The organism is Brevibacterium atlanticum (assembly GCF_011617245.1).
Taxonomy (GTDB): domain Bacteria; phylum Actinomycetota; class Actinomycetes; order Actinomycetales; family Brevibacteriaceae; genus Brevibacterium; species Brevibacterium atlanticum.
The window spans coordinates 2,563,805-2,590,216 of the sequence record NZ_CP050152.1; the positions used below are offsets into that span (position 1 = coordinate 2,563,805).

Annotated in this window: 18 protein-coding genes and 3 rRNA genes; 4 read left to right on the forward strand and 17 right to left on the reverse strand. The window is 63.7% G+C overall.

The window, feature by feature from the left end:
* Positions 1 to 10 precede the first annotated feature (10 nt).
* From GUY23_RS11465 to GUY23_RS11515, 11 genes are all read right to left on the reverse strand, one after another.
* Positions 11 to 1,195 (reverse strand): glycosyltransferase family 4 protein, encoded by a 1,185-nt coding sequence (locus GUY23_RS11465; RefSeq protein ID WP_166972442.1) that lies wholly within the window; start codon positions 1,193 to 1,195, stop codon positions 11 to 13.
* A complete protein-coding gene (gene murJ, locus GUY23_RS11470) occupies positions 1,192 to 3,027 on the reverse strand; it encodes a murein biosynthesis integral membrane protein MurJ (protein WP_166972444.1) in 1,836 nt (611 codons plus the stop codon). Before murJ ends, GUY23_RS11465 begins: the two co-directional genes overlap by 4 nt.
* Positions 3,024 to 3,890: a hypothetical protein gene (locus tag GUY23_RS11475; RefSeq protein WP_166972446.1), complete on the reverse strand. Its 867-nt coding sequence runs from the start codon at positions 3,888 to 3,890 to the stop codon at positions 3,024 to 3,026. The genes murJ and GUY23_RS11475 overlap by 4 nt, the downstream gene beginning before the upstream one ends.
* Positions 3,887 to 4,861, reverse strand: a complete 975-nt coding sequence (locus GUY23_RS11480; RefSeq protein WP_166972448.1) for a copper transporter — start codon at positions 4,859 to 4,861, stop codon at positions 3,887 to 3,889. The genes GUY23_RS11475 and GUY23_RS11480 overlap by 4 nt, the downstream gene beginning before the upstream one ends.
* Positions 4,858 to 6,093: a putative cytokinetic ring protein SteA gene (gene steA, locus GUY23_RS11485; protein WP_166972449.1), complete on the reverse strand. Its 1,236-nt coding sequence runs from the start codon at positions 6,091 to 6,093 to the stop codon at positions 4,858 to 4,860. Before steA ends, GUY23_RS11480 begins: the two co-directional genes overlap by 4 nt.
* Positions 6,094 to 6,108: 15 nt before the next feature.
* Positions 6,109 to 7,812, reverse strand: coding sequence for a DNA repair protein RecN (gene recN, locus GUY23_RS11490; protein WP_166972451.1), 1,704 nt, complete (start codon positions 7,810 to 7,812; stop codon positions 6,109 to 6,111).
* The gene (locus GUY23_RS11495; RefSeq protein WP_166972453.1) at positions 7,813 to 8,754 is read right to left on the reverse strand and encodes an NAD kinase; all 942 of its coding nucleotides are present in this window, start codon (positions 8,752 to 8,754) and stop codon (positions 7,813 to 7,815) included.
* Positions 8,751 to 9,635, reverse strand: coding sequence for a TlyA family RNA methyltransferase (locus GUY23_RS11500; RefSeq protein WP_166972455.1), 885 nt, complete (start codon positions 9,633 to 9,635; stop codon positions 8,751 to 8,753). Before GUY23_RS11500 ends, GUY23_RS11495 begins: the two co-directional genes overlap by 4 nt.
* The gene (locus tag GUY23_RS11505; RefSeq protein ID WP_166972457.1) at positions 9,632 to 9,838 is read right to left on the reverse strand and encodes a hypothetical protein; all 207 of its coding nucleotides are present in this window, start codon (positions 9,836 to 9,838) and stop codon (positions 9,632 to 9,634) included. Before GUY23_RS11505 ends, GUY23_RS11500 begins: the two co-directional genes overlap by 4 nt.
* Positions 9,835 to 10,812, reverse strand: a complete 978-nt coding sequence (locus GUY23_RS11510; protein ID WP_228282249.1) for an HAD-IIA family hydrolase — start codon at positions 10,810 to 10,812, stop codon at positions 9,835 to 9,837. Before GUY23_RS11510 ends, GUY23_RS11505 begins: the two co-directional genes overlap by 4 nt.
* Before the next feature lie 74 nt (positions 10,813 to 10,886).
* On the reverse strand, positions 10,887 to 11,870 hold the full coding sequence (locus tag GUY23_RS11515; RefSeq protein ID WP_208085329.1) for a hypothetical protein: 984 nt from the start codon (positions 11,868 to 11,870) through the stop codon (positions 10,887 to 10,889).
* Here GUY23_RS11515 and GUY23_RS11520 point away from each other — a divergent pair.
* The 3 genes from GUY23_RS11520 to GUY23_RS11530 all read left to right on the forward strand — a co-directional run bounded on the left by GUY23_RS11520 (position 11,808) and on the right by GUY23_RS11530 (position 16,247).
* Positions 11,808 to 12,527, forward strand: coding sequence for a hypothetical protein (locus tag GUY23_RS11520; protein ID WP_166972461.1), 720 nt, complete (start codon positions 11,808 to 11,810; stop codon positions 12,525 to 12,527). The two genes, GUY23_RS11515 and GUY23_RS11520, sit on opposite strands and share 63 nt — an antisense overlap.
* A 631-nt stretch (positions 12,528 to 13,158) precedes the next feature.
* Positions 13,159 to 14,637, forward strand: coding sequence for an aldehyde dehydrogenase family protein (locus GUY23_RS11525; protein ID WP_166972463.1), 1,479 nt, complete (start codon positions 13,159 to 13,161; stop codon positions 14,635 to 14,637).
* Positions 14,638 to 14,684: 47 nt separating this feature from the next.
* Positions 14,685 to 16,247 carry a GMC family oxidoreductase gene (locus GUY23_RS11530; protein ID WP_166972465.1) on the forward strand — a complete coding sequence of 521 codons (1,563 nt, stop codon included), beginning with the start codon at positions 14,685 to 14,687 and terminating at the stop codon, positions 16,245 to 16,247.
* Between the two features lie 154 nt (positions 16,248 to 16,401).
* Here GUY23_RS11530 and GUY23_RS11535 read toward each other — a convergent pair whose 3' ends face one another.
* The 3 genes from GUY23_RS11535 to GUY23_RS11545 all read right to left on the reverse strand — a co-directional run bounded on the left by GUY23_RS11535 (position 16,402) and on the right by GUY23_RS11545 (position 18,514).
* On the reverse strand, positions 16,402 to 17,301 hold the full coding sequence (locus GUY23_RS11535; RefSeq protein WP_166972467.1) for a hypothetical protein: 900 nt from the start codon (positions 17,299 to 17,301) through the stop codon (positions 16,402 to 16,404).
* Positions 17,302 to 17,515: 214 nt separating this feature from the next.
* On the reverse strand, positions 17,516 to 17,908 hold the full coding sequence (locus GUY23_RS11540) for a hypothetical protein (protein ID WP_166972469.1): 393 nt from the start codon (positions 17,906 to 17,908) through the stop codon (positions 17,516 to 17,518).
* A 102-nt stretch (positions 17,909 to 18,010) separates the two neighbouring features.
* Positions 18,011 to 18,514 carry a DinB family protein gene (locus GUY23_RS11545; RefSeq protein ID WP_166972471.1) on the reverse strand — a complete coding sequence of 168 codons (504 nt, stop codon included), beginning with the start codon at positions 18,512 to 18,514 and terminating at the stop codon, positions 18,011 to 18,013.
* Positions 18,515 to 18,719: 205 nt separating this feature from the next.
* On the opposite strand from GUY23_RS11545, the gene GUY23_RS11550 reads away from it, so the two are divergent.
* Entirely contained in the window at positions 18,720 to 20,273 is a 1,554-nt protein-coding gene (locus GUY23_RS11550) for an IS1634 family transposase (protein ID WP_166969664.1), read from the forward strand.
* A 167-nt stretch (positions 20,274 to 20,440) separates the two neighbouring features.
* On the opposite strand, the gene rrf is transcribed toward GUY23_RS11550, so the two are convergent.
* The 3 genes from rrf to GUY23_RS11565 form a co-directional block, all read right to left on the reverse strand.
* Positions 20,441 to 20,559 (reverse strand): 5S ribosomal RNA (gene rrf, locus GUY23_RS11555).
* A 174-nt stretch (positions 20,560 to 20,733) separates the two neighbouring features.
* Positions 20,734 to 23,856: ribosomal RNA gene (locus tag GUY23_RS11560) — 23S ribosomal RNA — on the reverse strand.
* Positions 23,857 to 24,279: 423 nt separating this feature from the next.
* Positions 24,280 to 25,806: ribosomal RNA gene (locus GUY23_RS11565) — 16S ribosomal RNA — on the reverse strand.
* Together the 16S, 23S and 5S rRNA genes form the textbook arrangement of a ribosomal RNA operon.
* Positions 25,807 to 26,412 lie beyond the last annotated feature (606 nt).

The following is a 26,412-nucleotide window of genomic DNA, read 5'->3' on the forward strand; positions in this document are numbered from 1 at the left end:
GACGCTGGTTCTAGCCTACCCGGGCGGGCCCGAGTTCCGTGTATAGGTTCACCAGTTCTTCGGCGACGTCCTTCTCATCCGGAAGCTCGGCTCCCCGAGATGCCGCGCGTCGGCCGAGTTCGGCCCGGCGGGCAGGGTCGACGGCGAGTTCGGCGACGGCTTCGGCCAGGGCCCGATCGTCGTCGTCCGCGACGAGGATGCCCGCATCGCCGACGAGTTCGGGAGTGCCTCCCGTGGCGGTGGCAACGATCGCCTTGCCCGCCTTCAGCGCCTCCTGCAGCACGAGGGCGCGCGCCTCCCATACGCTTGTGAGCACGTAGACATCGGCTGCCGCGGCGAGTTCGGCCACATCGTCGCGGGCGCCGAGGAAGTGCAGGGCAGGAATCGCCGAGGCGGCGCTGAGCTGGTCGTATTGGGCGCGGACCTCGGTGAGCACCGATTCGTCGGCGGCACCGGCGACGAGCACGACCACCGAGGCGGAATGGGCCTGTCCGTCGGCCCGTCCGGTTCCGGCTGAGGCCTCCCCTTCGCCGAGGCGGCCGAGGGCGCGGATGAGCATCGGGTAGTTCTTCTGCGGTGCCACGCGTCCGACGGCAAGCACGATGAGCGCACCCTCGTCGAAGCCGTAGTCGGCGGCGAGAGCGGCGCGGGTGGCAGCGGCCGCCTCGGCGGGGATGTGCTCGACCTGCGGAGCCGCGGCCGGGAGGAAACGGGCATTGTGGGCGCCGAGCTGTCGCGCCCGGTCGACGAGGTCGGTGCTCGCGCCGAGCACGAGGTCGGCGCCGCGGGCGAGCATCGTCTCGACCTGCGTCTCCACCTTGCCCCGCATGCCCTGTCCGCTGGCCTGGTTGTGCAGGCTGAGGACGAAACGGGGGCGGGACCGCAGTGTGCGCAGGGTCAGGAGGGTGATGAGTCCGGCGCGGAATCCGTGGGCGTGGACGATGTCGGGGGCGAAGCTGCGCAGCAGCGTGCGCTGGCGGCGGACGAGGGCGGCGTCGCCGACCCCGATGCCGGTGCCGAGTTCGAGGACGGCGAAGCGGACTCCCGGCAGCAGCGAGAAGCCGAAGTGTTCGTCGGTGGCGGCGGGACCGATCACGCCGATCTCGTGCCCGGCGGCGGTCAGCTCGCGGGCCAGGGCCCTGACGTGGGTGCCGACTCCCCCGGTGGAGGTGCCGATGACGAAGACGATCCTCATGAGTCTCCCTCCCTGTCGTCTCGGGTGTGCGGGTTGTTGGCGGTACCTGTCGAGTGTTCCCTATCCGTCCCGGGTTCGGTGGCCGTCCCTGCCCCGGGTTCCGTACCTGCCCCGGGTTCCGCGACGGGATGGTGCGCGATGTCTGTGCCCTCTTCGGTCACGGGGTTCTGACCGCCGTCACCGCGGTTGCGGTCGGCGAGCAGTCCGCGGATCTCTCTGAGGAACCCGTGGTCGATGACGAGGACGATGACCCCGAAGATCACGCAGCCGAGCAGCGCGGCGACGACTCCGGCGATGACCGCCGAGGATGCCGAGTTGTCGAGCAGTCCGCCGAGCCACTGCGAGGTGACGATGCCTGCGGCACCGGCGACGATGGCCGCACCGAGGGCGAGCAGACCGCGCCGCCCGACCCTGGCGATGCCGGTGGGTCCGAGCACGCGGCGGATGGACACGAGCAGGAAACCGCCGGCCACGGTCATCCCGAGCACGTAGCCGCAGCAGATGGCGACCAGCGTCAGGCCGGGGTCACCGTTGGCGTCAGTGATGAGGATGGCGACGATCATGCCGACGATGACGAGGATCCACCCGGTGGTCGTGGCCGCTGCAGAATGGCGTGAGCGCTCCACGGCGTAGAAGACCCGGGTGCCCCAGGCGACGAACGACCAGCCGGGCACGGCCAAGGCCATGACCATGATGGCGCGGGCCATCGAGTCGAAGGGCACGGAGGCGACGTCCTTGGCCGCGTCGATCGCGGTGAAGAAGATCTGCAGGGGCCCGGCGGCTGAGAGCAGGATGACTGCCCCGAGTCCGCCGATGGTGAGAATGAGGGCGGTCGTCGTCGACGTCACGGCGCGCAGTCGGGTTCCTGCCTCGGCACGGTCGTGCTCGGTCGCCTCGGGGTCGGTGGACCGTCCGACCCAGGTCGACAGCGTCGGGAACATCACGGTGGCCACCGGTACAGCGAGGACCGCATACGGCAGGAGGTAGACGGCGTTGATGTAGCTGAAGAGGACGAAGGTGCCTTTGCCGCCCGAATGATTCGACAGAGTCAGGGTGGCAAGCACTGCCGCCTGCTGTGCGAGCAGGGCAGCCATTCCGGCGCCGGCGAGGCGGAGAGCACGGCGGCCGACTCCGGGAGGGAACGAATAGGTGGGGCGCAGGGTGAGGCCGGTCGTCGACATCGGAAGCGCCAACGGTAGGGCGAGTGCGGCAACGCCGAGGGTGGTGCCCCAGCCCAGCCAGCCGAGGTGAGTCTGCCACGTGTCATCATTGCCGCCGACGGCGCTGTAGGCGATGTAGCAGCCGATGACGACGAGGCTGGACAGCAGCGGGGCGAAGGCCGGCCAGAGGAACTTCCGGTGCGCTTGGAGTACACCCGTGAGCACGGCGCCGATGCCGTAGAGGACGAGCTGCGGGGAGAACATCAGCAGCAGCTGCGCGGTCGCGTGGAGCTCGGTGTCGGTGGACTTCGCGTCGACGAGGAGGCTCGCGATGGGCTCGGCGAAGACCGCGAGCAGGATCGACAGCGGCAGCGTCACCGACACCGCCCAGGTCAGCAGTCCTGAGGCGATCCGTCCGGCCGTGGCACGATCTGAGCGGGCCAGCGGGATCGCCAGCAGCGGGATGACGGCCCCGGCCAAGGCTCCGCCCGCGACGACCTCGAAGAGAATGTTCGGAACCTGGTTCGCGCTCTGGTAGGCGGTGCCGACGGTGCCGGCGCCGACGGTCGGAGAGAACACCAACCAGCGGAGGAACCCGACGAGTCGGGTGAGCAGGGTGATGATCGAGACGAGCAGCGCCGTGGAGGCGAGGACTCGGACGAGCCTGCTCACACGCCCTCGCGGCCGAAGGAGTCGATCTCCCGCAGTCCGGGGGTCGACTCGATGACTGAGGTGAAGGAGACCTTTTCGCTGGCCAGGGTCAGTCCGGCGAGGACGGCGAGGATGATCCGGCGCTGTCCTGGGCTCGCGGTCTCGGCGAGGATCGTGCCGATCGCCGCACCCAGGGCGTTGGCTCCGGTGTCGCCGAGCATGACCTCACCGGCCAGGTCGTCCGGCCAGGCGGCGGCGCTCACTCCGGCGATCGCGGCGCTCGGTGCCCACGAGACTGCGTGGTCGTGGTCGGTGAACGCCAGGGTGAGCGCTCCGGCCTTGAGTGCGCGGCCGGGGCGGAGATCGAGGAGGTTGAACAGGTTCGCCGATCCGGCGATCACTCCCCCGGTGACGACGATGTCGCAGGCTGTGCCCACCCATGACGATGCCTCCTGCCGGGAGGCGGTGAAGAAACCGGTCCTGCGGGTGCCGGTGCGCAGGATCGCGGCGGCCGCGATCGAGGCCAGCGGGATGCCGGTGACCTTGAGGGCACCGGTCGTGATCTCGCCGCGGGCCAGTGCCGACAGGTGCCCGCGCAGGCCCTTCGACGACCCGGATTCGAGGAAATCGTCGACGGCCCCGAGGCTGCCCGCCGCGCCCGTGGCAAGCAGGGTGGCCACGCGCTGACGTGGGTCCTCGATGAGCAGGCTGCCGGCGAGCAGACCCGCGGTGACGGCGGGTCCTTCGATGAGTGAGATGTCGCGACCGGCATGGTTGGTGCGCACGACCTCGGGGCGGGTGCGCAGCCGCGACGTGAGCACGGCAGTCGTCGCGACGCAGCCGGCGAGCCCGGCCACTGCGGAGCTGATGATCGAGCGGATCATTCGGCGTCCTCCTTCTCGGCAGTGGTCTTGCCCGGGAGGATCTCCTCGGCGTCGTCGGCGAAGCCGAAGTGACCGTGGGTGCCGTCCTCACCAGCGGCCAGGGCCCGGACGGTGATGACGGGGCCGGCGCCGAGGCCGAGGCCGTCGACGGTGCTGGCCCGGGACTTCTCCGTGCGGAGGATGTTGACGAGTCCGTTCTGTGCCGAGACCGCATCGCCGGCGACGACGACCGAGGTGGACTCGGCGGTGAGCGCGGTGATGAAGTCGGTCACGAGGCTGCGGATGGCCTTGTCTCCGCTGGCCTGCGGGCTCGGCTTGTCCTCCTCCGCCAGGGTCGAGTTCTCGTCGTCGATGACGATGAACAGCGATGTCGTCTTGTGGTCGGTGTCGGTGCGCAGTCGGTCGGCATCGACGAAGGCGTCATAGAGCTTCGTCGACTGCTTCTCCGCGGCCTTCCGGTCCTCAGCGTCCTCGAGCATCGAGGCGTTGCCGGTCAGGGCGATGACGAGAGCCGCGCGGATCGCCGTCGAATCGTCCTGCGGCAGGTCCGGCACGATGGTGCGCAGCTTCTCGAGGAAGTCAGTGGAGTCCTGGAGGCCGAGCGTGTTGTCCACGAAGGACACGTCCCCGGCGATGGTGCCGTCGGCTTCCTTGACCCGGTTGCTGACCTCCTCGACCTGTTCGGGGTCGGCGTCAGGGGCGGCGATGATGCTGACGTCCTGGTCTTTGAGCGCGCCCCCGATGAGTTCGGGTGCGGCCGAGGTGACGAAGTCGTTCTGCTTGTCGATGTTGCCCTTGGCGGCGTCGAGGTCGGTGCGCAGGTTGTCGCGGTCGGACCGCAATGCGTCGACCTGGCTCTGCAGGGATTCGCCGATCGGCTCCTTGAGCGGCCCCGCACCGAGGACGATGCCGACGGCCAGGGCGAGGAACACCGAGACGAGGGAGACGAGGTGGTAGCGGAAGTCAATCACAGGGTACGTCCTTGGATGAAGCCGGCGGATTCGGTGGCGGCTGCGGGGTCCCCGCCGAACAGGGAGCCGATCCAGCCGAAGAATCCGTCGAGTTGGGCGCCGATGAGGCCGAGGAAGGTCTGTCCCGCCGAGGTGGCGAACAGGGCGACGCCGAGGGCGACGAGGCCGGCGACGATGAGCACGGCCAGTTGCAGGCTGGAGATGCGCTGCCGGTAGAGCAGGGAGACGCCCTTCGCGTCGATGAGCTTCGAGCCCACCCGCAGGCGGGTGATGAAGGTCGAGGCCATGCCTTTGCGTCCCTTGTCGAGGAACTCCATGACGGTGTCGTGGGTGCCCACGGCGACGATGAGTTCGGCGCCCTTGTCATCGGCCAGCAGCATCGCGATGTCCTCGCTCGTTCCCGAGGCGGCGAAGGCCACGCAATCGACGCCGAGGGCGTGCACTCTCTCGGTGCCCGGCGCGGTGCCGTCACGGTAGGCGTGGACGACGATCTCGGCTCCGGAAGTCAGCGCGGTGTCGGACACGGAGTCCATGTCCCCGACGATCATGTCGGGCCGGTAGCCGGCTTCGATGATGGCGTCGGCTCCGCCGTCGACGCCGATGAGCAGCGGCCGGTATTCGCGGATGTAGGAGGCCAGCATCGCCAGGTCCTCCTTGTAGTGGTAGCCGCGGACGACGATGAGGACGTGTCGGTCGGTGAAGGTGGTCTTCACTTCGGGGACGACGAGTTCGGCCGAGAGGAGGTCGGAGTCCTTGCGGATGTATTCGATCGTGTTGTCGATGAAGTCCACGAGCACGGAGTTCATGCCGGCTTCCGCCGCGTGCATGTCCTCGGCGATGGTCTCGGGGCTCTGCAGGACTCCAGAGGCGACCTCGTCCTCGCCGAGGTGGACGGTGTTGCCGTCGATGCTGAGCTCTTCGCCTTCGCCGACGGCGTCGAAGATCTCGGCTCCGGCGGCGTCGATGAGGGGGATGCCGGCGTCGACGATGATGCCCGGGCCGAGGTTCGGGTAGCGCCCGGAGATCGATTTGTCGGCGTTGATCACCGCGATGGGGCGGCAGGCGACGAGGGCTTCGGCGGAGATGCGGTCGATGTCGGCGTGTTTGATGACGGCGATATCGCCGGGCTGGAGACGCTTGGTGAGGTCTTTCGTGCGTCGGTCGAGCCGGGCCGGAGCCGGACCGAACCGGTCGGGTGCGGTGGTGTTCTCGCGGTGTCTACGCACTTTCATGGTCCGCCAATTCTCTCATGCGCCCGTCGTCGCCTCCTCCTTGACCTGCCGTGCGGAGTCGAGGAGTTCCGCGGCGTGGGCCCGCGCCGAGGCGGAGTCGTCCATACCTGCCAGCATCCGGGAGAGCTCGGTGACGCGTTCGTCGTCGCTGAGCTCCTGGACGCCCGAGCGCACGGTCTCGGCGTCATCGTCCTTGACGATGGTCACGTGTGTGTCGGCCCAGGCGGCGACCTGCGGCAGGTGGGTGACGACGATGACCTGGGCGTTGCGAGCGAGTTTCGCGAGTCTGCGGCCGATCTCGACGGCGGCTTTGCCGCCGACGCCGGCGTCGACCTCGTCGAAGACGTAGGTGGGGATGGATTCGCTGGCCGCGCGGACGACCTCGATGGCGAGCATGACGCGGGAGAGCTCACCGCCGCTGGCGATCCTGCCGATGTCGTCCGGGGTCGAGGATTCGTGGGCGGCGAAGGTCAGCCGCACCTCGTCGGCGCCGTGGCTGGTGGGTTCGCGTGCGGTGATCTCGAAGGCGACGGTGGCCTTCGGCATCGACAGGGCGGCCAGCTCTTCGCTGACATCGGCGGAGAACTTCTCCGCTGTGGCGGTGCGGATCGTCGTCAGCGCCGAGGCGGCTTCTTCCATGGCGGCGCGTGCTTCCTCGAGTTCGGCGTCGAGTCCGTCGAGGTCGCGGTCCTCAGCCTCGAGTTCGGCGAGTTCGGCTGCGGACCGGGACTCGAAGTCGAGGACTTCGCTCACGTCCTGCCCATAGGGCGCCAGGGTGCCGAGTTCGGCACGCCGGGCTTCGGTCTCCTCGAGGGAGGTCTCGCCGAGTTCGTCGAAGCCGGAGAGGTAAGAGGAGAGTTCGGCCGCGGAGTCCGAGAGCCGCAGCACCGCGTCGCCCAGGGCTTCGCGGATGGTGACGAGTTCCTTGTCGGAGCCTTCGACGTCGGCGACGGCGGAGATCGCCTGGTGGACGAGGTCGACGGCGGCTCCCGCATCGTCGGCCTCTCCGCCGAGCAGCAGGTCGTGGGCGGTACCGACGGCGCGGGTGATCTCGGCAGCGGCGCCGAGCTTCGCCGACTGGGCGGCCAGGGTCTCGTCCTCACCGGGCTCGGGGCGGACGGCGTCGATGGCCTCGAGGCAGCCGCGCAGCCAGAGGATGCGCTCCCGGCGGGCTGCGGTGGAGTCCTTGATCCGCAGGACGCGGGATTCGGTCTCCTTCCACGAGTCGTAGGCGGCACGGTAACGGTCGGCCACCTCGGCGAGTTCCTGCCCTCCGGCGGCGTCGAGGAGCTGGCGCTGTTGGGCAGCGCCCTTGAGGCGCAGCTGTTCGGACTGGCCGTGGAGGGTGATGAGGTCGGAGGAGATGTCGGTGAGCACGGAGATCGGCACGGTGCGGCCGCCCGCGGTGGCGCGGGCACGGCCTTTGAGGGCGACGGTGCGGGAGATGATCGCTTCCTCGTCGGCCGATCCGCCGGCCTCTTCGATGCGGTCGCGCACGGTGTCGGCCACGGAGGTGAAGATGCCTTCGACCTCAGCTTTCTCTGCTCCTTTGCGGACGACTCCGGAGCCGACTTTGCGGCCCATGAGGAGGGACAGGGCAGAGACGAACATGGTCTTTCCGGCGCCGGTCTCACCGGTGACGACGGTGAAGCCGGTGTCGAGTTCGACCTCGGCTTCGGCGATGACGCCGAGGTGGGAGATCCGCAGTTCGGAGATCATTCAGGCTTCCTTGATCGGTCCCCGCCAACCGGAGACGGGCAGGCGGAATTTCGCGACGAGTCGGTCGGTGAACGGTCCTGTGTGCAGGCGGGCGAGACGGATCGGCGAGGCCGATCGGGTGGCTTCGACGCGGGCGCCTGCGGGCAGTTCGAGCGCGCGGCGGCCGTCGCACCACAGGACCGCGGAGTGTTCGGGGTTGTTCGTTGAGATCTCGACGCCGAGGCGGGAGTTCGGGCTGACGACCAGGGGTTCGGCGAAGAGGGCATGGGCGGAGATGGGCACGAGGAGGAGGGCTTCGACCTCGGGCCAGACGATGGGCCCGCCGGCGGAGAAGGAGTAGGCGGTGGAGCCGGTGGGGGTAGCGAGGATGACGCCGTCGCACCCGAAGGAGGACACGGGGCGGGCGTCGACGCCGAGGACGACGTCGATCATTCGGGACTTCGAGGTCTTCTCGATCGTCGCTTCGTTGAGCGCCCAGGCGTTGAAGATGTTCTCGCCGTCGTGCCATACGGACACGTCGAGGGCGAGACGCTCCTCGACGAGGTAGTCGCGCTGGGAGACACGGTGGACCGCCTCGGCGAGGTCTTCTCTCTCGCTTTCGGCGAGGAATCCGACGTGGCCTAGGTTGACACCCATGAGGGGGACGCCGGAACCGTGGAAGCGTTCGGCTGCGCGCAGGATGGTGCCGTCGCCGCCGAGGACGATGACGAGTTCGCAGCAGTCTCTCCACTCCCCCAGTTCGGAGTCGTCGATGATGGTGCAGTGGGCGAGGATGCCGTCGCCTCCGGTGGATTCGATCTGGCGGGTGCGGATGCCGACGATCTCATCGGAGAGGACGACAGGGGTGACGCCGTCGTCGAGGAGAGCCTTGAATACGCTGACGGCGGCCACGGCCGACTCTTCGCGCTGGGGGTGCAGGAGCACCATGATGTGTCTGGTCACGACTCTCCTCTCATGATCGTCTCCAGGTGGGCGGGGATGGATGCTTCATCGAGCTTATCGGACGGGGCCGGGGTTCGGCCTGGGCGAACACGCAGGAAGTACTCTCTGTTTCCGCTCGGTCCCGGCAGCGGCGAGGGTGCGATGTCGATGACGCGCGCATCGTGTTCGCTCACAGCGTCGAGGACGGAGTCGAGCGCGCGGCGACGATTGGTCGGGCTGGTGACGACGCCGTGTTTGTCGAGGGAGGCGCGAGCGAGTTCGAATTGGGGTTTGACCATGAGCAGGAGCTGGCCGTCTGCGGCGGTGGCCGCGAGCAGCGGGCCGATGAGCAGACGCAGGGAGATGAAGGAGACGTCGGCGACGACGAGGTCGACGATGGGCACGTCAGAGGCGGCGAGTTCGCGGAGGTTGAGTCCTTCCCGGACGTGCACGCGCGGGTCGTCGCGGAGGAGAGGGGCGAGTTGGTCGTGTCCGACGTCCACGGCCCAGACTTCGCTGACGCCGTGATGGAGGAGGACCTGGGTGAACCCGCCGGTGGAGGCTCCCGCATCGAGCGCGGTGAGGCCGGCGAGTGGGCCTGCGGCGGTAGAGCTGCTCGGATCGGCAGAATGGCTGGGATCGGCAGGGACGCCCGGGGCGGGCGTGTCCTCAGGTCCGACGAACCCGAAGGAGTCGAGGGCTCCGAGGAGTTTGTGGGCGCTGCGGGCGACCCAGGGATCGGGTTCGGTGACGGTGATTTCGTCGGATTCGGCCACATCGTGGGAGGACTTCGTCACAGTGCGGCCGTTGACGTCGACGCGTCCGGCGGCGATTTCGCGGGCGGCGCGGGAGCGGGAGGACAGGATCCCCCGTTCGACGAGTGCCCGGTCGAGTCTGCTCACAAGGAGCCGACCTGCCCGTCGAGGTCATCGAGCAGAGCGCCGAGGTGCTCGTGACGCTCAGACGCGGGCAGGGTCTTCGCGTCCTCGAGTCGGGACCGCCAGGCTTCGACGGGCACGTCCCCACTCACCGAGGCGGGGGTCGGCGTTGGTGTAGGCGACGAGGTAGGGGTTGGGGCGGAAGTCTGAGCGGAATCGTCGGTCATGTGTCCTCCTCGTGTGCGTCGCTGGCAGTGCCGGTTGAGGTGGTGCCAGGTTCGGCGACGGCCGGCCCGGCGATGATGCGCGGCAGGCGTCGTTCGGCAAGCACTGCCTCGGCGTCGGTGGTCCCGGCGTCGATGGCGTCCCAGGCGCGGCGCAGTTCGGCTTCGATGCGTGGGCAGTCCCCGCGGTCGCCGCCGGTGATGAGTGCTTCGAGACCGCGCAGATCGGGCAGGATGAATGTCGGACGACGGTCGGGGTCGGCGCGCAGGGCAGCGTGGATGTCGTGGATGCCGGTGAGCACGAGCGCGGTGTCGATGCCGGCGGCGTTGCCGCCTTCGATGTCCGTGTTGAGGCGGTCGCCGACCATGAGCGGGCGGCGGGCGCCGAGGCGGTCGGCCGCGAATTCCATCATGTGCGGGGCGGGTTTGCCGACGATGACCGGTTCGGAGTCGGTGAGCCTGGCCATGAGTTCGACGAATGCGCCGTTGCCGGGAACCTTGCCGGTTTCGGTCAGCAGCGAGTAATCGGGGTTGCTCGCCCACCATTCGACGCCGGAGCGGATGATCTCGCAGGCAAGCACGATCTTTCGGTAGTCGATCTCGGGGTCGAGCCCCTGGGCGACGGCGACGGGGTCGGCGTCGGCCGAGTCCGTGATCTCGAGGCCGGCGGCTTCGAGTGCGGTGCGCAGTCCGGTGGTGCCGACCAGGTGGACGTGGGCACCGTGGCCGAAGCGCTCGGCGAGGCGTTCGGCGAGCACCTGCGCCGAGGTGGTCACCTCGTCCGCGGTCGCCTCGATTCCCATTCCGCTGATCTTCGCGGCGGTCGCTTCAGCGGTGCGCGTAGCGTTGTTCGTCACATAGTTGACGGGGATCCCGCGGTCATGGAGCCAGTTGATGCCCTCTGCTGCACCGTCGACTGCAGAGGCGCCGTGATAGACGACCCCGTCGAGGTCGAACAGGACACAGTCGATGGGCACCCCAGAAGACTCGGGTGCGCCCGAGGGCTCTGGCGCGGAACCATCGGAGGTCTGTGCCTGTTCGGCCGTGAGTGTCACTGCTCTTCGTCGGCCTCAGCGGACGAGGCGTCTTCAGCTTCAGCGGTTGAGGACTCCCCCGCCTCAGCGTCGGCGAGGATCTCGTCGAGTTCGGCTTCGATCTCGTCGTCGGTGACCTTGACCGACTTGAGTTCCTTGGCTGAGACATGGGTCTTCGATGAGAAGGCGCGGGCAGATTCCGTGGCGTCCGCAGGCGACTCGGCGGCTGCGGGCTCCTCAGGGGCAGCCTCGGCCTCGGTGTCGGCTTCTGCGTCGTTCGACTCGTCGGCCGCTTCCGCATCGACGGTCTCAGCATTTCCCTCGGCGTCAGCTGTCTCGGCAGTCTCCTCGGCAGATTCTGCCTCCGCGTCGTCGGGCTGGTCGTCCGAGGCTTCCGGCTCGTCCTCGATCTCTTCGACTGTTTCGATGAGGACTCCGGCGTTCGGGTCGGGCTCTTCGTCGCCGAAGAGGGTGCCGGTGGCCTTCGCCGTGCGGCGGGAGAGCTCTTCGTACTTGTCGGCGAGTTCGGGTTCGCCGTCGATGCGCAGCACCTCGGCGTAGGCGGCCATGAGTCGGACGAGTGCGCCGCTGGGCTTCTGTGTGAAGTCCTCGGCTTCGATGAGTTGGCGGGCGCCGGCGATGTCCTCGAGGTCGGACTTCGCTCCGGCCGCGACGATGACGAGCTCGGTGCGAGTGTCATTGTCGAGCTCGAGTTCTTCGGAAGACTTCAGCAGCTCGAGTGCCTTCTCCGGTTTGCCGCGGCCGCGTTCGGCGTCGGCGATGAGCGCGATGTTGTCGTTCGAGCCGGAGATCCGACGGTGGGTGCGCAGCTCACGCACGGCTTCGTCGTACTTCTCGACGTAGTAGGCGGCGATGCCCAGGGCTTCGCGGACGACGGCGACGCGACCGGCGCGGGCCATCGCTGCTTTGGCATGGTCGTGGGCGCGTTCCGGGTCGAGGTCGAGCAGGCTGCCGGCCGCGACGAGGTGCTTAGCGACCATCGACGCGTTCTCCTTGTCGAGGGAACGCAGCTGCCCGAAGATCTCTTTGTCGAGTTCCCGGCCGGTGATCTCTTCAGGGATCTCGGGTTCCTGGATGCGCGGACGACGAGCGCGCTGTTCGCGTGCGTAGTCGCCGGTGTCGGTCTTGCGCGATGCACGGCGGTCGTTGTCGTTGCGGCCGTATCCTCCGCGACCGCGTCCACCGCGGTCTCCTCGGCAATCTCCTCGGCGGTCGTCGCGATTGCCCTGGTAGCCGCCACGGCGATCGTCGTCGTTCCGGCGATTCTGTCCGTAGCCGCCACGACGATCATCATCACGGCGGTTCCCCTGGTATCCACCTCGGCGCTCGTCATCACGGCGGTTGCCCTGATAGCCGCCCCGGCGATCGTCACCGTTCCGGCGATTGCCCTGGTACCCACCACGGCGATCATCATCCCGACGGTTCCCTTGGTACCCACCGCGACGATCATCATCACGCCGGTTACCCTGGTACCCACCACGACGGTCGTCATCATTGCGACGGTCCCGGTTGAAACCGCCCCGACGGTCATCGTCGTTGCGACGGTTGCCCTGGTAGCCACCTCGGCGGTCGGACTGACGTGGCCCGCGGCCGCCCCGGTCATCCGGTCGACGGTTGCGATTGCTGTCGCGATCTGAGCGGCGACCGCCGTCTGCGCGGCGGTTGTCCTGGCTGTCTCGCGAATCCCCTTGGGCCACGATTCTCCCTATGAAGTCTTTTCGATGATTCCGGTCCATTCTAGTGCAATCACAGCCTCATCGCCCTGTGGGCGGGGACACGTCGCAGGCTGCATTATCGACCGCCGGCAGACGGATCGCCACCCAGGTCACCGCCGTAACGCTCTGTTAGAATCATGGCGAATCGAGTCGACAGGCCAATAGAATTCGTATTGCTTCGGCGGCAGCGGCAGACCGCGTCGCCTCGGGCACCAGGGGATGAATGAAATCTGACGTGGAAGTGATGCGTGCGGATGACGGATGTCTCCGCCCTTCCACGAGCAGAATCTCCGCAGCACCCGCCGCCCCAGCGCCGCGGACCCGGCCCACAGAGGCGCCTCTCGCATATCCCATGGATTCGATCAACCTCATCTGCAATTGTGACCAGTGTCATCGAATTGCGCATTCGCCCCCACGACTCGCCTATCGTGGTCCCCGAATACGTCGGTTTCGGCGCTGTCGCACCAGGTCAGGGCCGCTGCCGCACCCGCAGATCGCCCGAACGTTCACCGGCTGAGAGCCAACTGTCAGCCAGCGAGGAAAAGGAGACATCGTGCCCAACACTCTCTACATCGACGGAAAGTGGGTGTCTGCCGTCAACGGCGGAACCCGCACGATCAGCAATCCGGCCGACGGCAGCTTCGTCGCCGAGGTGGACGAGGCCAGCCCGGCCGATACCGAACTGGCGATCAAGGCCGCCCGCCGTGCCTTCGACTCCGGTGTCTGGTCATCCGTGCCCACCAGCGAACGCGGCGATCTGCTCCTGAAGTTCGCGGCGACCCTCCGTGAGCGCAAGGACGAATTCGCGAACGCCGAGTCCCTGGACACCGGCAAGCGCTTCGTCGAATCGCAGATCGACATGGACGACATCGCGAACTGCTTCGACTACTTCGGCAAGCTCGCCGCCAATGACGCCGGCCGCGTTGTCGACGCCGGCACCGACACCGTCGCCTCGCGGATCGTGCACGAGCCCGTCGGCGTGTGCGCGCTCATCACCCCGTGGAACTACCCGCTGCTGCAGGCGGCGTGGAAGATCGCTCCGGCCCTGGCCGCCGGCAACACGTTCATCCTCAAGCCGGCTGAGCTCACCCCGCACACCGCGATCCTCACGATGCAGGTCCTCGAGGAGCTCGGTCTGCCGGCGGGCGTCGGCAACCTCATCCTCGGTGCCGGCGCCGATGCCGGTGCTCCCCTGTCCACGCACGAAGACATCGACATGGTGTCCTTCACCGGCGGACTCGTCACCGGTCGTCTGCTGGCGAAGAACGCCGCGGCGACGGTCAAGAAGATCGCGCTCGAGCTCGGTGGGAAGAACCCCAACGTCGTCTTCGCCGACGCGGACTTCGACGCAGCGCTGGACAACGCACTCAACGCCGCGTTCGTCCATTCCGGTCAGGTGTGCTCGGCCGGTGCCCGACTCATCGTCGAGGAATCCATCGCCGAGGAGTTCGTCGACAAGCTCGTCGAGCGTGCCCAGCAGATCCGCCTCGGCGGGCCCTTCGATGAGTCCGCCGAGACCGGACCGCTGATCTCGAAGGCCCACCGTGAGAAGGTCGCCGCCTACGTCGAAAAGGGCGTCGCCGAAGGCGCACGCCTGCGCTGCGGCGGAAAGTTCGGCGAGGGCGAGCTGGAGAAGGGCTACTACTACCTGCCGACCGTGCTCGATCAGGTCAAGCGCGGAATGTCCGTCGTCTCCGACGAGGCCTTCGGTCCCGTCGTCACCGTCGAGACCTTCTCCACCGTCGACGAGGCAGTCGAAATCGCCAACGACACCTACTACGGACTCGCCGGCGCGGTGTGGAGTCAGGACGCGGGCAAGACCCAGCTGGTCGCGCAGCGCCTGCGCCACGGCACCATCTGGATCAACGACTTCCACCCCTACCTGCCGCAGGCGGAATGGGGCGGCTACAAGCAGTCCGGCTTCGGTCGCGAACTCGGCCCCACGGGCCTGGCCGAATACCAGGAAGCCAAGCACATCTACCACAACCTCGAACCGGCGGTCACCGGATGGTTCCCCGACCACACCAAGTGAGCCCGGAACCCCGGCACACGCACATCGAGAACTAAGGAGATCAGATAGTGAAGACCACTCACAGCTTTGACTACGTTGTCGTGGGCGGCGGCTCTGCCGGAGCCGCGGTCGCCGCGCGCCTGAGCGAGGACCCCGAGGTCACCGTCGGCCTGCTCGAGGCCGGCCCGACCGATGTCGACGAGGACGTCATCCTGCGTCTCAACCGCTGGATGGAGCTCCTCGAGTCCGGATTCGACTGGGACTACCCGATCGAAGAGCAGGAGAACGGCAACTCGTACATGCGCCATGCGCGTGCGAAGGTGCTCGGCGGCTGCTCCTCGCACAACTCGTGCATCGCCTTCTGGGCCCCACGCGAGGACCTGGATGACTGGGAGAGCAAGTTCGGCGCGACCGGCTGGGGATCGAAGGACACCTTCGGCCTGTACAAGAAGCTCGAGAACAACGAACTGCCCGGCGACCACCACGGCCATGACGGTCCGGTCAGCCTGATGAACGTGCCGCCGGTTGATCCCTGCGGCATCGCCCTCCTCGACGCCTGTGAGCAGGCGGGCATCCCGCGGGTGCAGTTCAACGAGGGTGAGACCATCATCAACGGTGCGAACTTCTTCCAGGTCAACCGCAAGGCAGACGGCACCCGCTCGTCCTCCTCGGTGTCCTACCTGCACCCGATCCTCGACCGTGAGAACCTCACCATCCTCACCGACACTCAGGCCAAGGAGCTCGAGTTCGATGAGAATGACGACTGCACCGCTGTGCACGTGGTCAACAACGCCTTCGGCAAGACCCACCGCATCGAAGCCAAGCGCGAGGTCATCGTCTCCGCCGGTGCGATCAACACTCCGCAGCTGCTCATGCTCTCGGGCATCGGCCCGAAGGATCACCTCGCCGAGGTGGGCATCGATGCTCGCGTGGATTCGCCGGGAGTCGGTGAGCACCTCGGCGACCACCCCGAGGGTGTCATCTCGTGGGAGGCGAAGAAGCCGATGGTCGAGGATTCGACCCAGTGGTGGGAGATCGGCATCTTCTCCCCCACCGAGGAAGGACTCGATCGTCCGGATCTGATGTTCCACTACGGTTCGGTGCCGTTCGATATGCACACTCTGCGTCAGGGATACCCGACCTCGGAGAACACGTTCTGCCTGACCCCGAATGTCACGCATGCGAAGTCGCGCGGCACGGTGCGCCTGCGGTCGAAGGACTTCCGGGACAAGCCGAAGGTCGATCCTCGCTACTTCACCGATCCCGAGGGCCACGACATGCGCGTCATGGTCGCCGGCATCAAGAAGGCGCGTGAGATCGTGTCGCAGGATGCCATGTCCGAGTGGGCCGGCGAAGAGCTGTTCCCGGGCAAGGATGTCCAGACCGACGAGCAGATCGCCGATTACATCAGCCGCACCCACAACACCGTCTACCACCCGGTCGGCACGACTCGGATGGGTGCTCCCGATGACGAGATGTCGCCGCTGGATCCGCAGCTGCGGGTCAAGGGAGTGAACCGTCTGCGCGTCGTGGATGCCTCGGCGATGCCGGAGATCACCACCGTCAACCCGAACATCACCGTGATGATGATGGGTGAGAAGTGCGCGGAGATGATCAAGTCCGGTCAGTGACCGATCGATGATCGGTACTCCCCGCCGAGGCGGCTGAACTGATCACGACGAAGGGGCCGTTGCGTGGTGCAACGGCCCCTTCGTCGTGTTCGAAGACATCATCCCCGGCGGGATTCGGGTGAGGACGATGTCCCGATCAGGGCGTCTGCAAGGGTCAGTGTTTGGGTTCGGAACCGTCGCTGTCGGGAGGACGGACGTCACCGCGCCGCAGTGACTCCGCATCGATGTCCTGTTCGGACACGTAGCGACCGTCATCCGCAACGCCGCGTTCGGGCTCGGCAGGAGGGCGACCGTCGCTTTGAACACCCTGTCTCGGTTCGACTGCGTAACCGCCGTCGTCGGCAGCACGCCGCTCAGGATCAGCGAAGGGACGATCGGCATTCGGAGCTGCGCGACCCGGCTCGGCGACGTTACCGCCGTTATCGGGAACCCGCCGTTCCGTGTCGGCCGCGTAGTTGCGTTCGTCGGAAACCCGGTGCTCAGGGTCGGCGACGGGACGATCGGCACTCGGACCTGCGCGGTCGTCCTCGGCAGGCCGGCGGACCGATCCGTCTTCGACTCGATCTCCTTCGGCGACACGGCCGCCGTCAGCCGGTCCGACGTTCTGTTGGCCGTTCGGCACACCGTCGCCTTGACCTCGCTGGCCCTCGGCTTGGCCCGGGGCCCGTTGCTGTCCAGAGTCCGGATCGAGTTCATCGGCTCGCTCCAGACGACGTTCGTGTTCGAGGCGTTCCTCCCGCACTGCCTGTTCACGCTTCTCTGCTTCGGAGTCGAGCTGCGCTGCCTCGGCCGCCTCACGATCAGCTTCGGCTGCACGAGCATCGGCATCGGCTTTCGCCATCTTCGCCTCAGCGCGCTGCTTCTCGACCTCTGCTTCATGGGCACGGACTTCATGCTCGCTTTCGGCGGCCTGCTGACGCAGCTGGGCCGCTTCTTCTCGTTGCCGTTCGCGCTTCTTCGCTGCGGCCTTGCGGCTGACGGCAATGATGATTCCCACGACGATCAGGACGACGACAATGGCGACGACGATCCAGATGATGGCTGATGCGGTCATGCGCTCTCTCCCTCGGTATGTATTCGGAAGTCGCTATTCATTTGCATCTGACCTTGCAGACAACTTCATCGTTGCACGCGGTGAGGAGTTCGACAACCATCCAGGTGCGGAAGACTGCCAATGACTGGATCTCAACGCTGCATGTTTATCCACTAAACTCCGGCATGATTGAGGAGGGCAAAGCCTCACTTCGAGAGTCCGGCAGCGGCTCGCCTCAGATCGGATCGCCTCGATCCATGAGTTCGATGACCACCCATTTGGCCAGGTCTTCCGGATCCACGGTGAGCATGTGGGGCAGCCTGACGGTTCGTCGCCGATGCGGGGCATCGGAGTCCCTGATACTCACGTCGACGTAGGAACTGAAGTTCACTTTCCGGATGTGGAGTTCGAGAATCTGGTCCCATGGGACTCCGCCTGAGGGGAAGCCCTCCACGTTGGCCCAGAGGCCGTAATCGTTGACGATGACCTGCGGTGATTGCACGGCCGCACGACGGAGCCCAAAGAAAGCAGCAGGGTTGCGGAGGAACTGCTTGGTCCGTCCGAAAGGGATCTCCACCTGCCCTGTGCGGGCGAGTTCATCCGTGAGTAAGTCGATCGAGTTCGGCATCGATTCCCATCTTAAGTAGCGAACGGTCGGCCGACTAATCGTCAGCTTATCCACGCACTCTCTGACAGGTTCGACGACGATCTTTGATGGGCCGTAAGCTACTCAGTCGCCGACGCTGCCGTCGATCAACTCGCGAAGGATATCGGTGTGTCCAGCGTGCCTGCCAGTCTCCAGGATCACGTGCAGGTACACCCACCGCAACGTCAGCGTCCCCTGCGGAGCGTAATCGAGGCTGTGCTGGGCAGCGATTTCGCGGGAGCGGTTGCACTCCGTCTGGTAAGCGCCGATGACGTCATCGAGCGTCTCGTCCGGGCCAAGTCGCAGGTCGGCCTCCGGGTCCGAGTCGGTCCACGGCGGGGTGGGCAGCTCCGCAGCGGGGATCTGCCCGATCTGTTCGGCGAATCCGCCCACTTCGACCCACCGCAGGTGTTTGATCAGGCCGCCGAGGTTACTGCCGCTCGGTACCGGGCTGCGCCGAGCATCCACCTCCGACACCCCGCGGGCCTTGCGCACGACAGCGTCGCGCAGGTAGTCCAGGAACGTATCCAACTGTTCACGCTCGCTGGCACCCACCACGCTGCCGAGGACCTCACTCGGTCGAGTCATTGCCCGAATATAGCACGCAGGCCGATACGGGCACCAGGGTTATCTGGGCTTTGGCCATCGCAGTTGGACACGTAAACCGCAATTGAGGGTCAAACCTGACTTGCACAAGTGGATGAGGTTTTCAGGGTTCCCGAACATATCGACCCTGGTCAGGCGGCTGCTGGTCTCAGGTTTGGGTAACTAATTCTCGCCGTATCATGGGGGAATGAGCCCATTCGTGCGCAAGGTACCCACCGCGTCGGGCGCCACGGCAGTACAGATCGCCGATAAGACCGGCGGGAAGTACCGCATCGTCGAGCACCTCGGGTCCGCCCACACGCCCGAGGACCTCGCCGCTCTCGTCGAAGCTGGCAAAGCTAAACTGCGGGACCCCGGACAGGCCACACTCGACTTCGATACCGCGGACAAACCGCGGGTGTCATCGGCAGTCGTGAAGTCCAGCAGGTCCGGGCTTCTTATCGACACGATCCGCAGCGTGTACGAAAGGCTCGGGTTCGACGTTATTGACGATGAAGCGTTCTTCCAGCTCGTTGCTGCCAGGTTGGTTGAGCCGACGTCGAAGTCTGACAGTGTCAGAGTCCTCGACGAGCTCGGTGTCGAGGTTGTTCACCGCAACACGTTCCTCAACTGCCTAGTGCGGGCCAACGAACGCGACTACCGGGCGAAGATCGCTGAGAAATGCTTCGCTCACAGTGTCGCCACTACCGGCATCAGCCTGCTGCTCTATGACGTCACGACCTTATATTTTGAGGCTGAGAAGGAAGATGCTCTGCGTCAGGTCGGGTACTCGAAAGAACGCCGTGTCGACCCGCAGATCGTCGTCGGGCTCCTCGTCGACCGGACTGGGTTCCCACTCGAGATCGGGTGCTTCGAAGGATCGAAGGCCGAGACTCACACGATCATTCCCGTGATCAAAGCCTTCCAAGAACGGCATCACGTCACTGACATGGTCGTCGCCGCCGATGCCGGGATGCTCTCAGCCAAGAACCTCAAGGAACTCGATGATGCCGGTTTGCGGTTCATCGTCGGGTCCAGGCAGACGAAAGCCCCACACGATCTGGCTACCCATTTTCGGTGGAATGGTGAGTACACCACCGATGGGCAGATCATCGACACGATCACCCCGAAGGGAGTGAAGCGACTCGACCCAGACCGGGTGAAGAAGAGACGCGAACCCGTCTGGTCAGCAGAAGAGCATCCGGATGCGTGGCGAGTGGTGTGGCAATACCGCCGCAAACGAGCGATGCGTGATGAGCAGACGTTGAACCTGCAGCGTAACCGGGCGTTGGCGATCATCGATGGGGATAAGCCGGCGAAGAAGGCCCGGTTTGTGAAGGTCACCGAGGAGGAGAAATCCTTCGACGAGAAAGCTTACGAGCGGGCGATGAAGCTGACAGGGTTCAAAGGCTATGTCACGAACATTCCAGCCGGGACTATGTCGGCTGCTGAGGTGATCGGCAGTTATCACGACTTGTGGCATGTCGAGCAGTCTTTCCGGATGTCGAAGACCGACTTGAGAGCCAGGCCGATTTTTCACCGGAAAAGGGACGCGATCGAGGCGCACTTGACGCTCGTGTTCACCTCCTTAGCCGTATCGAGGTTCATGCAAGAGGCGACTGGGGCATCGTTGAAGAAGATCATCACGAGTCTACGGCCGTTGCGAGAGTTCACCGGCCGCGTGAGTGGCCAAGACATCACGTTCACACCCGAAGTGCCCAAGGCCGTCGAGAACATGCTCAAGGCGCTGGAAAAATCGTAAATTCGGTCTTCGGCGGTGGGTAACTAAAGTTGTGCAACTCAGGTGAGGGTCAAATCAGCACATCCAACGCCCGGCAGGCAGTTGAGCGAGCAAAGCCCGCGACACCAGCCGGTGAATACAAGTGTGGCCCCGTCCAACCGGACGGGGCCACACCTTAATAAAGAATATTGCGGCAGTCACCTACTCTCCCACAACCACCAAGTTGCAGTACCATCAGCGCGAATGGGCTTAGCTACCGGGATCGGAACGGTTAACCGGGCGTTTCCCCACCACTATCACCACCGCAAAACCACACAGACCACCACCACAACCCCACAAAAAAGAGGCCTCAGGCGGTAGTGGTCCAAGAACCGCACAGCGAACGCGAACACCCCTGATGCAACACCCCACAAGGAGCGGATCTTCAAACAATCATTCAGAGCAACAAAACTCGCACACACACCAACCACAATTTTGTTGGTTGAGTGAGTGATCGGTGTATTAGTACCAGTCAACTCCACACATTACTGCGCTTCCATACCCGGCCTATCAACCCCATCATCTATAGGACACCTCCCCTGCCTCAAAGGACAGATGGAAATCTCATCTCGGAGCAGGCTTCCCGCTTAGATGCTTTCAGCGGTTATCCATCCCGAACGTAGCCAACCAGCCATGCTCCTGGCGGAACAACTGGCACACCAGAGGTTCGTCCGTCCCGGTCCTCTCGTACTAAGGACAGACCTCCACAAATTTCCTACGCACGCAGCGGATAGGGACCGAACTGTCTCACGACGTTCTAAACCCAGCTCGCGTACCGCTTTAATGGGCGAACAGCCCAACCCTTGGGACCGACTCCAGCCCCAGGATGCGACGAGCCGACATCGAGGTGCCAAACCATGCCGTCGATATGGACTCTTGGGCAAGATCAGCCTGTTATCCCCGAGGTACCTTTTATCCGTTGAGCGACCACGCTTCCACAAGCCATGGCCGGGTCACTAGTCCCAGCTTTCGCTCCTGCTCGACACGTCCGTCTCACAGTCAAGCTCCCTTGTGCACTTACACTCGACACCTGATTGCCAACCAGGCTGAGGGAACCTTTGGGCGCCTCCGTTACTCTTTAGGAGGCAACCGCCCCAGTTAAACTACCCATCAGGCACTGTCCCTGAACCCGATCAGGGTCCGAAGTTCAGGAATCCACTATGGTCAGAGTGGTATTTCACCGATCGACTCCACCCACACTAGCGTGCAAGTATCCTTGTCTCCCACCTATCCTACACAAACCACACCGAATCCCAATACCAAACTATAGTGAAGGTCTCGGGGTCTTTCCGTCCTGCTGCGCGTAACGAGCATCTTTACTCGTAATGCAATTTCGCCGAGTTCGTGGTTGAGACAGCAGAGAAGTCGTTACGCCATTCGTGCAGGTCGGAACTTACCCGACAAGGAATTTCGCTACCTTAGGATGGTTATAGTTACCACCGCCGTTTACTGGGGCTTAAATTCTCCGCTTCACCCACAAAAGGGTTAACAGGTCCTCTTAACCTTCCAGCACCGGGCAGGCGTCAGTCCGTATACATCGACTTACATCTTCGCACGGACCTGTGTTTTTAATAAACAGTCGCTTCTCTCTGGCCTCTGCGACCACCACCAGCACATCCCACCGCAAAGGGTGGTTCACCGGGATGGTCCCCCTTCTCCCGAAGTTACGGGGGCATTTTGCCGAGTTCCTTAACCACGATTCTCTCGATCACCTTAGTATTCTCTACTCGACCACCTGTGTCGGTTATAGGGTACGGGCAACACACACCCTCACGTCGATGCTTTTCTCGGCAGCAGAGGATCACCAGATCACCCCACCAAATGTGGGGCGCCCATCAGCTCTCACACCATGTGTGGGGACGGATTTGCCTACCCCCACGTGCTACCACCTTAGACCGTGACTACCATCGCACGGCCTGGCTACCTTTCTGCGTCACACCTCACGCTTACCGACTCCACACTCAGGTCCCCCCAGCATCCCCAACAACAGATCCGAAGACCCATAGGAGGAGTTTGGGGGTTAGTTTCGTGTGTTTTGGTACTGTCGGTTGTGTGTCGGTACCAGAATATCAACTGGTTGTCCATCGACTACGCCTGTCGGCCTCGCCTTAGGTCCCGACTTACCCAGGGCGGATTAGCCTAGCCCTGGAACCCTTGGTCATCCGGTGGACGGGTTTCTCACCCGTCTTTCGCTACTCATGCCTGCATTCTCACTCGAGACGCCTCCACCACTAGTTCACACTGCAGCTTCACCGGCGACTCGACGCTCCCCTACCCAACACCACACCATTACGGTTATACGTGGTGCTGCCACAACTTCGGCGGTGTACTTAGCCCCGCTACATTATCGGCGCTCAATCACTTGACCAGTGAGCTATTACGCACTCTTTCAAGGATGGCTGCTTCTAAGCCAACCTCCTGGTTGTCTTCGCAACTGAACATCCTTTCCCACTGAGCACACGCTTAGGGGCCTTAGTTGATGGTCTGGGCTGTTTCCCTCTCGACAATGAAGCTTATCCCCCACTGTCTCACTGCCACGCTGAACCTTGACTGGCATTCGGAGTTTAGTTGACGTCAGTAACCCGGTGGGGCCCATCAGCCATCCAGTAGCTCTACCTCCAGCAAGAACCACGCAACGCTGCACCTAAATGCATTTCGGGGAGAACCAGCTATCACAGAGTTTGATTGGCCTTTCACCCCTAACCACAGGTCATCCCCTCCATTTTCAACTGAAGTGGGTGCGGGCCTCCACGCGCTCTTACACACGCTTCACCCTGCCCATGGCTAGATCACTCCGCTTCGGGTCTAGGACACGCGACTGTAACGCCCTATTCGGACTCGCTTTCGCTACGGCTACCCCACACGGGTTAACCTCGCCACGCACCGCTAACTCGCAGGCTCATTCTTCAAAAGGCACGCCATCACAGCCATCAAGATGCTGCTCTGACGGATTGTAAGCACATGGTTTCAGGTACTCTTTCACTCCCCTCCCGGGGTACTTTTCACCATTCCCTCACGGTACTCATCCGCTATCGGTCATCAGGAAGTATTTAGCCTTACCAGGTGGTCCTGGCAGATTCACACGAAATTCCACGAGTTCCGTGCTACTCGGGTATCTACACACCATGCGGCAGCAGTGTTTCGTCTACGGGACTCTCACCCACTCCGGTCCTGTTTCCCACCAGGTTCGACTACACCACACACTCACACAGCCCGGCCATGCTGAACCAGAACATGCACACCCCACAACACCCACGCAGCAACACCAGCACGCTCTCACACTACGAAGGTTTAGGCTCATCCAGTTTCGCTCGCCACTACTCCCGGAATCATTATTATTTTCTCTTCCTGCGGGTACTGAGATGTTTCACTTCCCCGCGTTCCCCCCACATGCCCTATATATTCAGACACGGGTCACCACCCTCACAGATGGCGGGGTTTCCCCATTCGGACACCCTCGGATCAACGCCCGTTTATCGGCTCCCCGAGGCTTATCGCAGATTTCCACGTCCTTCATCGGCTCCTGATGCCAAGGCATCCACCATGCGCTCTTACACACTCACCCCACCCCATCAAAAGATGGTCGGCATGCGTGTGCGCGAAAAAATATTTCATCACTCTACGATGATCACAAGAAAATCACATTACATCACACCACACACACTGTGTGCGGTATGGATGCTCGCGTCCACTATACGATTCTCAAACCACTACCAAACACCACCCACAAACCCAACCACCATTGTGGCTGCCCGTGGTGCGGGTCGGTCCTGTTGGTTGAAACCACACCCAACACCGAAGTGTCGGGGTTTGTGATTCCAGGACCCAATAACGTGCCCGTTCTAGCCCACCAGTTCCCCACCGTCACACAAGGCACATACCTTGACGACGCTGAGCCGATGAGCGGGAGTTGTGATGTTCCACCCTTGAGCTCCCAACCATGACCACGCACGGGCCACGCGTTGGGGTTCTGATGTGCGCTCCTTAGAAAGGAGGTGATCCAGCCGCACCTTCCGGTACGGCTACCTTGTTACGACTTAGTCCCAATCACCAGTCCCACCTTAGACGGCCCCCTCCCACAAGGGGTTGGGCCACCGGCTTCGGGTGTTACCGACTTTCGTGACTTGACGGGCGGTGTGTACAAGGCCCGGGAACGTATTCACCGCAGCGTTGCTGATCTGCGATTACTAGCGACTCCGACTTCACGTAGTCGAATTGCAGACTACGATCCGAACTGAGACTGGCTTTAAGGGATTCGCTCACCCTCACGGGTTCGCCTCTCTCTGTACCAGCCATTGTAGCATGCGTGAAGCCCAAGACATAAAGGGCATGATGATTTGACGTCATCCCCACCTTCCTCCGAGTTGACCCCGGCAGTCTCCTATGAGTTCCCACCATCACGTGCTGGCAACATAGAACGAGGGTTGCGCTCGTTGCGGGACTTAACCCAACATCTCACGACACGAGCTGACGACAACCATGCACCACCTGTACACCAGCTCCAAAGAGAAGAACTGTTTCCAGAACGGTCCAGTGTATGTCAAGCCTTGGTAAGGTTCTTCGCGTTGCATCGAATTAATCCGCATGCTCCGCCGCTTGTGCGGGCCCCCGTCAATTCCTTTGAGTTTTAGCCTTGCGACCGTACTCCCCAGGCGGGGCACTTAATGCGTTAGCTACGGCGCGGAGAACGTGGAATGCCCCCCACACCTAGTGCCCAACGTTTACGGCATGGACTACCAGGGTATCTAATCCTGTTCGCTCCCCATGCTTTCGCTCCTCAGTGTCAGTTACAGCCCAGAGTCCCGCCTTCGCCACCGGTGTTCCTCCTGATATCTGCGCATTTCACCGCTACACCAGGAATTCCAGACTCCCCTACTGCACTCTAGTCAGCCCGTACCCACTGCACGCGCAACGTTAAGCGTTGCGTTTCCACAGCAGACGTGACCAACCACCTACGAGCTCTTTACGCCCAATAATTCCGGACAACGCTCGTACCCTACGTATTACCGCGGCTGCTGGCACGTAGTTAGCCGGTACTTCTTCTGCAGGTACCGTCACTTCCGCTTCTTCCCTGCTGAAAGCGGTTTACAACCCGAAGGCCGTCATCCCGCACGCTGCGTCGCTGCATCAGGGTTTCCCCCATTGTGCAATATTCCCCACTGCTGCCTCCCGTAGGAGTCTGGGCCGTGTCTCAGTCCCAGTGTGGCCGGTCGCCCTCTCAGGCCGGCTACCCGTCGTCGCCTTGGTAGGCCATTACCCCACCAACAAGCTGATAGGCCGCGAGCCCATCCCCAATCGAAAAACTTTCCACCAACCCTCATGCGAGGGAAGGTCGTATCCGGTATTAGACCCAGTTTCCCAGGCTTATCCCGAAATCAGGGGCAGGTTACTCACGTGTTACTCACCCGTTCGCCACTCATCCACCCAAAGCAAGCTTCGGGCTTCAGCGTTCGACTTGCATGTGTTAAGCACGCAGCCAGCGTTCGTCCTGAGCCAGGATCAAACTCTCCATAAAAAATCATGGTACGAATGAATCCCAGCAAGACAGCCAACCCCTCACGGGGTGAGAAGGTTGACCAAAAAACAACCAAACACCACAACTGCTCACCCCACTATGTTGTGGGAGGTTCGGCGAAGAACCACCCACACAGGGCGAACACAGATGCTTGGCCGTGTGATTGTCTCACCAGAAAATAAATGTTCTGGCATCACAACTTGTTCAAACAAACACGCTATTGGATTCTCAAACCACAAACACACACCCATCACCACACACAAGCGTGTTCACTGGGGGCATCAGTTTCTGTTGTCTCGGTTCACCTCGACCGAAGCGGCAACCAACTGTTCAAACTGACGTTTGCGCTGGTCACACTCGGTGGAAACTGTTCTCTAAGAGTTCGTTTCCGGTGAGCCGAACGAGATATAACTCTAGACCACGGAACTCGATGCGTGCAACTCGGAAGCCGACCTTTCGCCTGTGACAACGGTCACCGCATTGTCCAGACCTCGGTCTATTGCCGGATAGTCCGGTCCGTCGGTCGACTGAAGGCCCATCCGTGACGCACAGAACGGGTCTTGTTACGGCCTCTCGAGCGGCCGCACGGAATCGGGTCCTCGCTCA